The following is a 12,812-nucleotide window of genomic DNA, read 5'->3' on the forward strand; positions in this document are numbered from 1 at the left end:
AAATATTCATCTGTTAAGGTGAAAAAAGGATGGCAGTGTTCGAGTTGTAATAGTGTTTCTAACTATGCACAGAAGTAAGTGTATTTTACAAGATTAAACACGTCTTATTGAAAAGGCGATTAATAATAGTGAGTTGGAAGAGCTTCTGAATGTGCAATTAAGCTCAATCGTGAAAAGGTTACTTCAAGTATTGGAAGTTCTATATACCGGTGAGAGTAAAGGGAGGAAGTATGATTTAACACTTTATCAGTAAGGAAAGTAAAAGGACCATCAATTAATTGATGATCCTTTTACTTTTAGGAATTTATTTTACACCTAAATTTTCTTTTGTTTTTGCAGGTAAATCAGCCTTTCTGTACTTCTTCATAAGGTTTAATTTCTGTGTCTGGTATATCTGTTTTCTTTTCGTCCTCTTGCTTAATAAGAAAAATCCTGCAGCTCAGTACAGGATTTTTAATCCAACTTTATTAAAAACTAAATTGTGGTTTAACATCACCTTTATAAGGTTCATGTTCAACAAATATCGTTATGTCCTTACCAGCTTGGTCTTTACCAGTTCTTTTATACGTAAATTTATTATTATTCAGTTCGGTAAGTTCAAGAGCGGCACCATATTTGTTATTACCAATTGATACATGAGCTCTTATTTTATTTTCATGTAAAACATCGAAATAGCCATAGTCACCGCGGCTTTGACCTGTTTCACTATTGAAGAACTCATATTTATTAGACTTGTCATCGAATTTTGCTAGACTTATAAAATTTGAATTAAATTGTGTTACATCATTACCAGCCTCATCTAATACCTTTGTTCCATGCCAAAGGGTTCCACCTAAAATTTTATCTCCGTCAACGTTTTTCACGATATCGCCTGTAGTAGAGTTCAATTGCTTGTCCGGATCCGTGAAAGAAAGTTCTTTTTCTTTATATGGAACATGTTCAACGAAAACTTCTACATCTTTACCGTTAGCATCTTTCCCCATTCGTTTATACGTAAATACATTTTTATTTAGCTTTGTCATGTCAACAACAGCTTGATACTTCATTGATTCTGAAATTAATATTCTCTTCTTCCCATCATTTGTGACAAAGAAAGTTCCTTTATCGCCACGACTTGCACCTGTCTTAGCATCAAAGAATTCATATCTGCCGGACTTTGCATCATATTTCGCAAGGCCAATGAAGTTTGCATTCTCTTTTGTTAAGTCATTCTTATCTTTGTCATACACTCTTGTACCTTGCCAATTTGTATCGCTAAGAAGGTTAGCCATTTTTTGGCCTTTCGTTAACTTATTTTCCTTTTTTGTCTCTTTAGCAGTTTGTTCTTGTTTTTGTTTACTATGATTTTCTTCGGCTTTAGTATCAGTGCAACCTGTTAATGCTAATGTGAATCCGAGCAGTATGGATGATAGTGCTTTCGTTTTTTTGTTCATTTTGTATCGTCTCCTCATTTTATGAATTTAAGTAGTACGGTTTGCGATTATAGTAATAGTTTGTCTTTCTGAAAGTAGTTACTACGTTTATTATGTTAATAGCCGAGTATAAACTCCCTCTAAATAAATCATTAAAAAAAGATAAACTAATTCCTAAAATTTTTTCATATTTATAAAAAGGAATTTTACATGCGGTGAATGTTACTCTTTCATTTTGAAAATGCCATAATCAAATAGGGGGATTAACATTATGATTACAGTGCGATTTTTGATGTGATGCTATACTGTGTATAGGCTTTTGATGTGTGTGTCGTTTTTTGTCGGTAAGTCGGTATATTTCGAAAATCGCCGATATATTTGGAGTTGCGCTGATATATTTTGGAGGGGGATAAAAATGATTGTGAAAGAGCGGAAAATGCCCGTATATTTGCTTCAGTTAGACGCTCTCCTTAGAAGATTGCCTATCCATCATCCCAAAAGGAATATGGTGGCTGAAAATCTAGCAAAATTTATGGCTAGTTATAAAGGAGAGCAGGCCATTGAATATCCGCTTAGTTTCTTATCTGAAACAGAATACAGTATTTTACATGATATTAGGTTGTTTGATCAGAAACATTATTTCCAAATTGATACCCTCATAGTTTCCTCACGTTTTCTTCTTTTTCTTGAAATAAAAAATATTATTGGTACATTAATCTTTGATGCAAAGTTTAATCAGCTCATTCGAATAGCAGATGGTACTTCGGAAGAAGGTTTCCCAGATCCGATTTTACAACTGAAGCGGCAAGAGATGCAGTTGAGAAAATGGCTGAGTTTGCATGGTTTATATAATATCCCGATGGAATCCCTCGTTGTAATTAGTTCACCTCGTACAATTATTAAAACTTCAGATGAAATACTTCCTAGTAAAATTATCCACGGTGCAAATTTACCTAATAGAATCAAACAAATTGAAAATCAATATAAAGAAGAAGCAATTGGTAATACAAAAGGACTTATAAATCAAATTATGAATGAGAACTTTCCACAGCGACAAAATATTCTTGCACAATATAAAATTAAAAAAGAGGAATTGCTCAGGGGAGTACAGTGTGAGGAATGTTTTACAATGGCAATGTTAGAAGAAAAACAGGGATGGCGTTGCTCAAACTGTAATAGTACGTCTAAACATGCTCATTTACGTGCTTTACAAGATTACACACTTCTGATTGACATGATAACTACTAATAGCAAATTGAGGGACTTTCTTAATATGCAATCTAGCTCTGCGGTTAAAAGACTCCTCCAAACAATGAATATCCCCTACACCGGGGAAAACAAAGGACGAATATATGATTTAACTTCTTTCCAATGATAATTTTGCTATAATAAATAGGTACTTATATGAAGGGGAGTTTAAAGAGAAAATGAAGTCATTTAATATCGATCATGTTATAGCTAGTGTTTTGCAATGGATATTAAATATAGCTTTAATTATATTATCCATTGTGTTATCGATCTTTTTAATTAACGAGACGATTACTTTTATTCAATACATATTTTCGGCGAAGAAGTATACATCTTATAAATTAGTGGAAAGTATTATTGTCTATTTCTTATACTTTGAGTTCATCGCATTAATTATTAAATATTTTAAATCGAATTATCATTTTCCGTTACGCTATTTTATTTATATCGGGATTACGGCTTTAATTCGATTGATTATCGTGTCACATGATGAACCGTTTGAGACGTTATTATATGCAGGTTCCATTCTTGTTTTAGTTATTGCTTTATACATATCAAATTTGAGAGATTTGAGAAAAGAGTAGCGGTGCAGATATAAGTTTGCACTGCTTTTTTATGCCTTGACCTTCAAGTTACTTGAAAGTTTACAATGTAAATAGGGCGTTTGAAATTGAAAAAAATTGAGAAATTAAGTGAAGAGGTTTCTTTTACTTGGAGGTTATAGGAATGCATAAGGAATTGAAATTACGTCCATTAGAACGAGAAGATTTAAAGTTTGTACACGAACTTAATAATAACGCGCATATTATGTCGTATTGGTTTGAAGAGCCGTATGAGGCCTTTGTGGAGCTACAGGATTTATATGATAAACATATACATGATCAAAGCGAGCGCCGATTTATCGTTGAGAAAGATAATGAGATGGTTGGATTGGTCGAATTAGTAGAAATCGATTATATTCACCGTAGAACTGAATTCCAAATTATTATTGATCCGAGTTACCAAGGTTACGGTTATGCAGCTGATGCAACGCGTTTAGCAATGGATTACGCTTTTTCCGTATTAAATATGCATAAAATATATTTAGTTGTCGATAAAGAGAATGAAAAAGCTGTACACGTTTATAAAAAAGTCGGATTTATAGTGGAAGGTGAGCTTCAAGATGAGTTCTTCGTTGATGGCAACTACCATAATGCGATAAGAATGTGTATGTTTCAAAAAGAATATTTTAGATCGAAATAATGGAGTGAAGAGACTATAGATAATGATTGTCTATAGTCTTTTTGTTGTTTAAAACAATAACTGTTTATTGTAAAACGATAAAAAAATGTTGACTTGTAATGTGGTGGGGCTTATTATGATGGTAGTCAAAGGGATATGGAAAATTAATTATGAAGTTAAAGGAGAATATATTATGAAAAATAAATATTTATTAGCTATCGTACTGATATCGTTAGGAGTTACTTGTTTATTAATACAAGGTGCAACTAGTAAAGTGGAGGAAAATGGTTTGCTTGTAGAACCGTTCTTTTTCCTAGTACCAATAAGTTATTTACTGTTCTTTAGTGGTATTGGTGTGTCGCTATTTGGATTTATTACTTCAAAGTTGAAAAAACAGTAATAGATACAGTGAAACTTTAAACAGTGGGGGTTTTGTGCATTACCTACTGATTATTAGCTTTCACCAAGCGAGATAAAACACTTACTATGAAATAGGAACATACGATATGGAAGAAAAATAAAAAGTGAGCTGAATAATGATGAACCATTATTTTTACACTGGAAGGCAAGTAGGACCAGCTATTACATTGGCCGGGGCACAGATGACAATTCAGGCAGTGCATCAGGCTATTCAAATGCAACAACAAGCACAAGTAGCGCAAATGATGCAGAGTCAGTATATGTCGTATTCACAGCTTCCTGTGCAAAGTATACATTATGATGTGTATCCAGCTGGTTTATTTTCAATTCCATATGGGGCAACATACTTTTTATGAAAGAAGGCGACTGATAAGAGTCGCTTTCTTTTTTATATTCCGCCTAATTTCACCCCAAGGAATGCGAATATGATACCGATTATATAAGTAGCACTTAAGTATAGGAGTAGTATGCCGAATTTTTTATGCTTAAAAAGCTGAACAGATTCTAATTTAAACGTTGAAAATGTAGTGAAGGCACCCATAAATCCCGTGCCTAATAATAGTTGCCAGTTTGTAGTTATCCCCGTTCCAATTATATATCCGAGTAAAAATGCTCCCGTTATATTAATGAGGAATGTAGCAATTGGAAATGAAGTTTTATTTATTTCTTTAAGCCGATTACTAATTGCAAATCGTGTAATAGCACCGAAGAATCCTCCTGCTGCTACTAATAAAGCATTAATCATGATAGTTCACCTTCCTCAAGGTGTTTTTGTAGTAAAAAATCTCCAAGTTTATAGCCAAGCAAAGACATCATTAGACCGCCTAGCATACTGCATGACACATATAAAAATGCGATACCAAAATGTGAATGATTGATTAACTGTATAGTTTCGACGCTGAATGTTGAAAAGGTCGTAAATGAACCGATAAACCCTGTTCCAATCCCTGTAATAATTTCAGAAGATAAGACGTTTAACCGGGCGATATAGGTGGTCAATAAAGCGAGTAAGAAACAGCCAATTAAGTTAATCGTTAATGTAGCAAGTGGTAATGAATGATGCCAAAGTGTATCAATAGTAAAACCTAAATAATAACGGGAAAGAGCTCCTAATATACCGGCTATGCCAACAATAATATATTTCAATTTCTTCACCTCTCTAATAGTTTACTCAAAAAAAATAGACTCCTACCAGTAGTCGTACTGGTAGGAGTCATTAGCTACATAGCAGTTATGGCGAACTCCATCGCCTATAAGTTCTATTTACAGTGTACTAAATATTATTTTGGATTACCAATAAATATGTTAATGAAAAGTTCAGAAAGTAGGATTTGTTATATTCTCCGAAAGTGTAATTACGTTACAGTCGTGCCTTCTTAAATGCTATGAGTGAATTTCAAAATAATTGCAGTGAGGGATATGTCGATTATTTGTTAGCTAAATATAATGATATGAAGTTTTCTTTATGGTAAAATATTTCTTGTGTCTTTAGTCCGTCCTGATTTAACTGAAAATACAGAAAAATAAAACGTTAGTTAACAAAAAGGGGTCATGTGTGTTGAAGAAATTTTTAAAAATAGTATTAATATTTATTGTAATAATAGCTGGTATTCTAGGTGGATTTTTAGCTTATATGACACTTACAAAAGAACAGCCAGCAAATGTTTTAGACGTAAAGGTTGAAAACAATAAAGAGCGTGTACTGCAGCCAGGAAATGAATTTAAAGTTACAACATTTAATATTGGATACGCTGGATTAGATAAGGACCAAGACTTCTTTATGGACGGAGGAAAGGGTTCTGGTTCGAGTAGTAAAGAACAGACTGAAGTAAACTTAAAGAAGATGCTTTCATTTTTACAAAATGAGAATAGTGATTTTACGTTATTGCAAGAAGTTGATATAAAATCCCACCGATCATTTGATGTAAATGAACATGAGTTTTTGAAAAAAGGATTACCTGATTATGCTTCGTCATTTGGGAAGAACTACGATACTAAGTGGGTTCCTGTCCCAGTCACAAAGCCGATGGGATATGCTGAGGGCGGATTAAGTACATTTTCTAAATACACAGTTCAAACAGCAACGCGGTTCCAACTACCCGGAATGGAGCCTTGGCCGAAGCGTTTATTCGATTTAGATCGTGCGATTGTTGAACATAAAATCCCTGTTGATAATGGGAAGTATGTTAGGCTCGTAAACATACATTTATCTGCTTATGATGAGGGCGGCAAAATTAGAAAGCAACAAGCAGAGTATTTAAAAGAATATATGAACAAGTGTTATCAAAACGGTGATTACGTAATATTAGGTGGAGATTGGAACCAGTTACTTTCTAATGTCCAACTAAGTGATCCTAAGTTTGTGAAAGAGCGTCCTGAATGGCTAGTAGAGTTACCGAAGGGCTTCGCAGATGGAGGATTCCAATGGGCTGTAGATTCATCTGTTATGACGGTAAGGGATGATGTGAAGAAATATGTGGAAGGTGAAAACTTTGTCACTATTATTGATGGCTTTATCGTTTCACCGAATGTTGAAATTGTAAATGTACAAGGGAAAGACTTAAAGTTTGAAAACAGTGATCATAACCCAGTTAGTGCGGTATTTAAGCTGAAGTAATTGATACGTGGGGCTTCATAGAATATCTTCTAACGGGTGAAGTTGTCGTTATAAGATATTCTAGAAAAATAATATCACATAAAAAGAGCACAAATAATGTGCTCTTTTTATACTTGGTAGGAATTTAATTGCTTTTCTCCGCGTTTTCTGCCAAGCTTAAGGAGAAAAATACTTCGAAGAAAGAAATATATAGGTGACGCATATGATTGAAGTTAAGACTTCTGAACTTAGTGATGGAGAATTTAATAGAGGTGTATTTGCAACTCGTGATATTAAAAAGGGTGAGTTGATACACTCAGCACCAGTTATCTCTTATCCGAATGAACAGCATGAACACATTGAGAAAACGTTACTTGCTGACTACGCATTTGAGTATGGGGTAAATCATACGGCATTCCTTTTAGGATACGGCATGTTATTTAATCATTCATATAAGCCGAATGCAACGTATGATATTGTCTTTGAGAATCATACGTTTAACTTCTTTGCTTACAAAGATATAAAAGCGGGAGAAGAGATTCTAATCAATTATAATGGTGAAGTTGATGATGATGAGCTGTTATGGTTTGATAAGGAAAAAGAAGAGAACGAAAAATAAATTAAAGAGTATAAAAAGAGCACATTCTGTTGGATGTGCTCTTTTGTATGAAATAAAAGGTATCGCGGATTATCTAATAAGTGAAAGGAAGGTGGACGAGATAAAATTAGTTAAAAAGGAAATGAAGGGGCTGCTCTTACGTAGGTAAGAGCAGCTTTTTGGTAAAGAAAATAAAGTAAAGATTACAAAAAAATACCACTTTATTTTCGTGTGGTATAGTAAGATATTGAAGGATATTAATTTGTAAAACCTATATATTTTACAAATTGTTGTCTATATGGTTACATGTCGAGTTTAGTAGCCCATTTGGGTTGCTTTATTATGCGATATATATTTTAATATGAGTGGCACCTCTTATAATTTAAGAGGTTTATAGGTGTCTCGAATTGATTTTAGGTACACTGTATCCACCACTTTAGCTTCTGATTTGTATTGTATTTTTTATGTGGGGATATTATGGGCCCGTTGCTAGCGGGATAAAAAGATTATAGAAATAGAGGAATCGTAAAATGAATATGCAAGAGGTTTATAAATATTTAAGTACGGTATTGCCTGAAGGTCATGTAAAGAAAGATGAAATGCTAAAAGATCATACGCACATTAAAGTGGGTGGGAAAGCAGATGTATTTGTTGCGCCTACTAATTATGATGAGATTCAAGAAGTGATAAAGTATGCTAACCAATATAATATTCCAGTTACGTTTTTAGGAAACGGATCGAATGTTATTATTAAAGACGGTGGTCTTCGCGGGATCACAGTAAGTTTAATTCATATTACAGGTGTTACTGTAACAGGAACGACGATTGTAGCTGGGTGTGGTGCAGCAATTATTGATGTGTCACGAATTGCGTTAGAACATGCTCTAACAGGACTTGAGTTTGCTTGTGGTATTCCAGGTTCAGTTGGTGGAGCGTTATATATGAATGCTGGTGCATATGGCGGTGAAGTAGCTTATGTATTAACAGAAGCAGTTGTAATGACAGGTGATGGAGAGCTATGCACTTTAACGAAAGACGAATTTGAATTTGGATATCGTAAGAGTGTGTTTGCGAACAATCATTATATTATTCTTGAAGCGAAGTTTGAACTTGAAGAAGGTGTACGTGAAGAGATTAAGGAAAAAATGGATGATTTAACGTTTAAGCGTGAATCAAAACAACCGTTAGAATATCCTTCATGTGGTAGTGTATTTAAGCGTCCACCAAATAATTTTGCAGGTAAGCTTATTCAAGAATCAGGACTGCAAGGTAAGCGAATTGGCGGAGTGGAAGTTTCTTTAAAACACGCTGGATTTATGGTGAATGTTGATAACGGAACTGCACAAGATTATATTGATTTAATTCATTTCGTACAAAAAACAGTTGAAGAGAAATTCGATGTGAAATTAGAGCGAGAAGTAAGGATTATTGGAGAAGATCTACAATAATCTTTGAATAAAAAGCGTATAAAGTATGAATTATTTCGAAATAACATTTGGGTATTGTTGACATTTTGTTTTCAATTCAATATAATGGCTAATAATTTAACAAATAATATACGTTGAAAGAGCCCAGTAGCAGTTTGTCACTGTTATCAAAGAGAGCTAGGGGTTGCTGGAACCTAGCACAAACAAATTTGCGAATTACACTCTGGAGTATCTTAGGTAATGCTAAGCGGATTGGCAATCGATATTATTGCTAAGAGTGGTATGAGTAGCTATGCTATTTATACAAACTGGGTGGTAACACGGTGAATAATCGTCCCTATGTCATAGACATAGGGATTTTTTGTTTTAAAAAATAAAGGGGATGACAAAAGATGAATATTATTGATGAATTAGAATGGCGCGGCGCTGTGAATCAACAGACAGATGAAGAAGGTTTACGTAAACTAGTAGAAGAGAAAAAGATTTCACTATACTGCGGAGTGGATCCGACTGGTGATAGTATGCATATCGGACATTTGATTCCGTTTATGATGATGAAGAGATTCCAATTAGCTGGTCATCATCCTGTTATTTTAATTGGCGGGGCAACAGGAACAATTGGTGACCCGAGTGGACGTCAATCAGAACGTCAACTTCAAACGTTAGAAGTAGTTCAGCATAATGTGGATGCGCTAACAGCACAAATGAAAAAGCTATTTGATTTCGGCGGCAATAGCGAAGTGAAAATGGTAAATAACTATGACTGGACACATGAGATAAACATTATCGAATTTTTGCGTGATTACGGCAAAAACTTTAGCATAAATAGCATGTTGGCAAAAGATATTGTAGCAAGTCGTTTAGACACTGGAATTTCTTTCACAGAGTTCACGTACCAAATCTTGCAAGCGATGGATTTCCATCATTTATACACGAAAGAAGATGTTCAACTGCAAATTGGTGGTAGTGACCAATGGGGAAATATTACGAGTGGTTTAGATTTAATTCGTAAGTTAGAAGGTCATGAAGCGAAAGTATTTGGATTAACAATTCCATTATTATTAAAATCAGATGGTACGAAGTTTGGTAAATCAGCAGGTGGTGCGGTTTGGCTTGATCCGGAAAAAACAACACCATTTGAATTTTACCAGTTCTGGGTGAATACAGATGACCGTGATGTAATTAAATACTTGAAATACTTTACGTTCTTACAGAAAGAGCGAATTGATGAATTGGCAGCGAAGGTAGAAACTGAGCCGCATAAACGTGAAGCGCAAAAAGTATTAGCGGAAGAAATGACGAAATTCGTTCATGGAGAAGAGGCATTTTCGCAAGCAGTGAAAATTACAGCAGCGTTATTTAGCGGAGATATTAAATCTTTAACAGCTGATGAAATTGAGCAAGGCTTTAAAGAGATGCCGACATTTGAGTCTTCAAAAGAGACGAAAAATATCGTAGAGTGGCTAGTTGATTTAGGGATTGAACCATCTAGAAGACAAGCACGTGAAGACATTAATAATGGAGCCATATCTATGAATGGTGAAAAAGTAACGGATGTAGCTACGGATGTTACTGTAGAAAATTCATTTGATGGAAGATTTATTATTATTCGTAAAGGGAAGAAGAACTACAGCTTAGTGAAATTAGGAGAATAGTTCTTGTGAAAGAGTGGAAGTAGGGAAGATATCTACTTCCGCTCTTTTCATATACACAATTTCGACATAAAAAAGTCAGTATATTTTGATAATTGAAGAGGGTTATATGATTCTTCTGCCGAATAAATAAATTAGAGAAAATTACGGATAAAAATAGCCCGAACCATGCAGGGCATGATTCGGGCTTATATTCAGATTAGTAAGCTAAGCTGAATAGACCTTTAATGTGTGATAAGTAACGAACGTTACTTGCTTCTTTCATTAATGATGCTGGTAAGCCTTTAAGTGGAGTATTGCTTGCTCCAATTGTAGCAACAGCATCTTTACGTCCTAGACTAGCAAGTGTTCCAGAGTTTACAGGTGCGAACTCTTCGAATGCTTTGCCTTCTAGTGCTGCGTATAAGTTGTATCCAATTAACTCACCCATTTGCCAAGCGATCTGTGCAGTTGGTGGGTATGGACGACCGTCTTCAGCAAAGACAACAGCGCTGTCTCCAGCAACGAATACGTCTTTGTGAGAAGTAGATTGTAGGTATGCATCAACTGTTGCACGGCCACGGTTTACTTCAAGACCTGATTCACCGATTAGTGGGTTACCTTGTACGCCGCCTGTCCAAACGAATGTGTTAGCAACAAGTTTTTGACCGTCTTTTAAGTCGATTTCATTGCCAGCAACGTTTGTTACAGGAAGACCTGTTAAGAATGTAACACCGCGTGCTTCTAGGCTAGTAGTTGCACGTTCGATTAAGTGGTCTGGTAATACTGGAAGGATTTTTGGACCTGCTTCAACAAGAAGAAGTTTAACTTCTTTTGGATTTACGCCATGGCTTTTTGCAAGTTTAGGCATAATGTCAGCAAGCTCACCAACTAGCTCAACACCAGTTAATCCGCCACCACCGATTACGATTGTAGCATCAGCTTCGTTTTTCGTTTTAGCGTATTCACGAATACGGTCTTCAACGTGTTTGTAAATTTTGTTTGCATCAGCAGCAGATTTTAATACCATGCTGTTTTCTTCTAGTCCTGGAATACCGAAGTAAGCAGTTTTACTTCCTAAAGCAACTACAAGTGCATCGTAAGATAGAGTAGTGCCGCCAGCTAGTTTGATTTCTTTGCTATCAACTGAGAATGACTCAACTGTTGCAATTTTAAGGTCGATATCTTTACCTTTGAAAAGCTTTGTAAGTGGCATTGCAATTGCTTGCTCAGCAACGTTACCAGCTGCAAGGCGGTGTAGTTCAGTGATGATTTGGTGTGTTGGGTATTGGTTAATCACTGTAACTTGTGCTTCTGATTTGCTGTAATATTTACGTACGTTTAAAGCGGCAAGAAGACCGCCATAACCAGCGCCTAAGATGACAATTTGTTTTGACATAGTATGATATCCCCCGTCTTTACTAATTGTTGTTATAAGTTAAATTATTTATTGTTACGTTCTGCACTAATTTGAAGATATGCGTTCACAAAGCGGAACATTTTTTGTGCTTGTGGATCTTTTAGTAATTTTAACAGACCGAATAGGCCGATAACTTCGTTGCTTTCGTCAGCACGATCTTTCGCTTCGATTGCAGTTGCAGCCATGCTTTTCACTGTATCTTTTACAGGTTCTACAAGCTCTGTAATTGCACCAACAGTGTCGCTTTTTAATACTTCATCAGTAGCAACAGTTTGAGCGAAGTCATAAGACTTAGTTAAAATGTTAACAAGCTCAGTTAATTTTGGAAGCTGTTCCACTAGTGTTGTTAATGATTCTTGTACCTCAGGTTTTAACAACTGATCAAGTACATCAAGTTGTCCTTGGCTAGCAGAAATTTGTACAGTTTCTTGTTCTGGCTTTGTTTGAGTCATAGTTTCTGGCATCTCCAATTCTCCTTTACGATAGCAATACTCTTATTTTTTATAAGTAAGATAGTAAACGTTTACGAAACTTTATACAAAGTTTCACAAAACACAATAAAATGCCTTTAAATTTATGATAGCAAGTAAGCTGAAATCATAAATCTAAAACCATAATGTCTTACCTATTATTTATGAACTGTCCGATACATGGCTTGTCCGCATAATGGAAAAGGTCCGTTACCGGAAAGTGTATATAATATATATCCTATATTATATACTATATACACCTATGTTAACATAAAAATGATTCCTAATTATTTGATATTGAGTGTATAACGTAGTATTGACAAGGCGTGAAAGCGCATAAATTATTTTGTTAAAGCTAGAAATGTACGT

General features: G+C 34.9%; 14 protein-coding genes, 1 riboswitch and 1 other annotated feature. Of the genes, 9 read left to right on the plus strand and 5 right to left on the minus strand.

Annotated elements, in window-relative coordinates:
• Positions 1 to 467: 467 nt before the first annotated feature.
• On the minus strand, positions 468 to 1,433 hold the full coding sequence (locus JDS80_RS17430) for a DUF4822 domain-containing protein (protein WP_098888402.1): 966 nt from the start codon (positions 1,431 to 1,433) through the stop codon (positions 468 to 470).
• 394 nt (positions 1,434 to 1,827) lie between these two features.
• On the opposite strand from JDS80_RS17430, the gene JDS80_RS17435 reads away from it, so the two are divergent.
• The 5 genes from JDS80_RS17435 to JDS80_RS17455 all read left to right on the plus strand — a co-directional run bounded on the left by JDS80_RS17435 (position 1,828) and on the right by JDS80_RS17455 (position 4,657).
• The gene (locus JDS80_RS17435; protein ID WP_199639376.1) at positions 1,828 to 2,787 is read left to right on the plus strand and encodes a nuclease-related domain-containing protein; all 960 of its coding nucleotides are present in this window, start codon (positions 1,828 to 1,830) and stop codon (positions 2,785 to 2,787) included.
• Positions 2,788 to 2,839: 52 nt separating this feature from the next.
• Positions 2,840 to 3,244, plus strand: a complete 405-nt coding sequence (gene psiE, locus JDS80_RS17440; RefSeq protein ID WP_071748070.1) for a phosphate-starvation-inducible protein PsiE — start codon at positions 2,840 to 2,842, stop codon at positions 3,242 to 3,244.
• 142 nt (positions 3,245 to 3,386) lie between these two features.
• Positions 3,387 to 3,902 carry a spermidine N1-acetyltransferase gene (speG, locus tag JDS80_RS17445; protein WP_071748071.1) on the plus strand — a complete coding sequence of 172 codons (516 nt, stop codon included), beginning with the start codon at positions 3,387 to 3,389 and terminating at the stop codon, positions 3,900 to 3,902.
• 172 nt (positions 3,903 to 4,074) lie between these two features.
• A complete protein-coding gene (locus JDS80_RS17450; protein WP_098888491.1) occupies positions 4,075 to 4,281 on the plus strand; it encodes a DUF3955 domain-containing protein in 207 nt (68 codons plus the stop codon).
• Positions 4,282 to 4,417: 136 nt separating this feature from the next.
• Positions 4,418 to 4,657 (plus strand): DUF3947 family protein, encoded by a 240-nt coding sequence (locus JDS80_RS17455; protein ID WP_000980974.1) that lies wholly within the window; start codon positions 4,418 to 4,420, stop codon positions 4,655 to 4,657.
• A 32-nt stretch (positions 4,658 to 4,689) separates the two neighbouring features.
• On the opposite strand, the gene crcB (JDS80_RS17460) is transcribed toward JDS80_RS17455, so the two are convergent.
• Entirely contained in the window at positions 4,690 to 5,046 is a 357-nt protein-coding gene (gene crcB / locus JDS80_RS17460) for a fluoride efflux transporter CrcB (RefSeq protein WP_098888400.1), read from the minus strand.
• Complete coding sequence (crcB, locus tag JDS80_RS17465; RefSeq protein ID WP_142347412.1) at positions 5,043 to 5,447, minus strand: fluoride efflux transporter CrcB; 405 nt, start codon at positions 5,445 to 5,447, stop codon at positions 5,043 to 5,045. The genes crcB (JDS80_RS17460) and crcB (JDS80_RS17465) overlap by 4 nt, the downstream gene beginning before the upstream one ends.
• Positions 5,448 to 5,501: 54 nt before the next feature.
• Positions 5,502 to 5,561, minus strand: a riboswitch (Fluoride riboswitch).
• A 298-nt stretch (positions 5,562 to 5,859) separates the two neighbouring features.
• On the opposite strand from crcB (JDS80_RS17465), the gene JDS80_RS17470 reads away from it, so the two are divergent.
• The 4 genes from JDS80_RS17470 to tyrS all read left to right on the plus strand — a co-directional run bounded on the left by JDS80_RS17470 (position 5,860) and on the right by tyrS (position 10,577).
• A complete protein-coding gene (locus JDS80_RS17470) occupies positions 5,860 to 6,918 on the plus strand; it encodes an endonuclease/exonuclease/phosphatase family protein (RefSeq protein ID WP_199639378.1) in 1,059 nt (352 codons plus the stop codon).
• A gap of 202 nt (positions 6,919 to 7,120) precedes the next feature.
• Entirely contained in the window at positions 7,121 to 7,516 is a 396-nt protein-coding gene (locus JDS80_RS17475) for an SET domain-containing protein (RefSeq protein WP_000573656.1), read from the plus strand.
• A 509-nt stretch (positions 7,517 to 8,025) separates the two neighbouring features.
• Positions 8,026 to 8,943: a UDP-N-acetylmuramate dehydrogenase gene (gene murB, locus JDS80_RS17480; RefSeq protein WP_071748077.1), complete on the plus strand. Its 918-nt coding sequence runs from the start codon at positions 8,026 to 8,028 to the stop codon at positions 8,941 to 8,943.
• Between the two features lie 104 nt (positions 8,944 to 9,047).
• Positions 9,048 to 9,264, plus strand: a binding site (T-box leader).
• A 50-nt stretch (positions 9,265 to 9,314) separates the two neighbouring features.
• Positions 9,315 to 10,577, plus strand: a complete 1,263-nt coding sequence (gene tyrS, locus JDS80_RS17485; protein ID WP_071770818.1) for a tyrosine--tRNA ligase — start codon at positions 9,315 to 9,317, stop codon at positions 10,575 to 10,577.
• A 196-nt stretch (positions 10,578 to 10,773) separates the two neighbouring features.
• Here the strand turns inward: tyrS and JDS80_RS17490 are convergent, their stop codons facing one another.
• Together JDS80_RS17490 and JDS80_RS17495 are read right to left on the minus strand one after the other, a co-directional pair.
• Positions 10,774 to 11,952 (minus strand): NAD(P)/FAD-dependent oxidoreductase, encoded by a 1,179-nt coding sequence (locus JDS80_RS17490; protein WP_071748079.1) that lies wholly within the window; start codon positions 11,950 to 11,952, stop codon positions 10,774 to 10,776.
• A gap of 44 nt (positions 11,953 to 11,996) precedes the next feature.
• On the minus strand, positions 11,997 to 12,437 hold the full coding sequence (locus JDS80_RS17495) for a DUF1641 domain-containing protein (RefSeq protein WP_001115309.1): 441 nt from the start codon (positions 12,435 to 12,437) through the stop codon (positions 11,997 to 11,999).
• Positions 12,438 to 12,812 lie beyond the last annotated feature (375 nt).

The organism is Bacillus cereus group sp. N8, from assembly GCF_016483685.1.
Classification (GTDB): domain Bacteria; phylum Bacillota; class Bacilli; order Bacillales; family Bacillaceae_G; genus Bacillus_A; species Bacillus_A proteolyticus.

Excerpts from the sequence above, each read along its gene's own strand:
- JDS80_RS17430 (WP_098888402.1), bottom strand. The coding sequence starts at position 1,433 with ATGAACAAAAAAACGAAAGCACTATCATCCATACTGCTCGGATTCACA.
- JDS80_RS17435 (WP_199639376.1), top strand. The coding sequence starts at position 1,828 with ATGATTGTGAAAGAGCGGAAAATGCCCGTATATTTGCTTCAGTTAGAC.
- psiE (WP_071748070.1), top strand. The coding sequence starts at position 2,840 with ATGAAGTCATTTAATATCGATCATGTTATAGCTAGTGTTTTGCAATGG.
- speG (WP_071748071.1), top strand. The coding sequence starts at position 3,387 with ATGCATAAGGAATTGAAATTACGTCCATTAGAACGAGAAGATTTAAAG.
- JDS80_RS17450 (WP_098888491.1), top strand. The coding sequence starts at position 4,075 with ATGAAAAATAAATATTTATTAGCTATCGTACTGATATCGTTAGGAGTT.
- JDS80_RS17455 (WP_000980974.1), top strand. The coding sequence starts at position 4,418 with ATGATGAACCATTATTTTTACACTGGAAGGCAAGTAGGACCAGCTATT.
- crcB (WP_098888400.1), bottom strand. The coding sequence starts at position 5,046 with ATGATTAATGCTTTATTAGTAGCAGCAGGAGGATTCTTCGGTGCTATT.
- JDS80_RS17475 (WP_000573656.1), top strand. The coding sequence starts at position 7,121 with ATGATTGAAGTTAAGACTTCTGAACTTAGTGATGGAGAATTTAATAGA.
- murB (WP_071748077.1), top strand. The coding sequence starts at position 8,026 with ATGAATATGCAAGAGGTTTATAAATATTTAAGTACGGTATTGCCTGAA.
- tyrS (WP_071770818.1), top strand. The coding sequence starts at position 9,315 with ATGAATATTATTGATGAATTAGAATGGCGCGGCGCTGTGAATCAACAG.
- JDS80_RS17490 (WP_071748079.1), bottom strand. The coding sequence starts at position 11,952 with ATGTCAAAACAAATTGTCATCTTAGGCGCTGGTTATGGCGGTCTTCTT.
- JDS80_RS17495 (WP_001115309.1), bottom strand. The coding sequence starts at position 12,437 with ATGCCAGAAACTATGACTCAAACAAAGCCAGAACAAGAAACTGTACAA.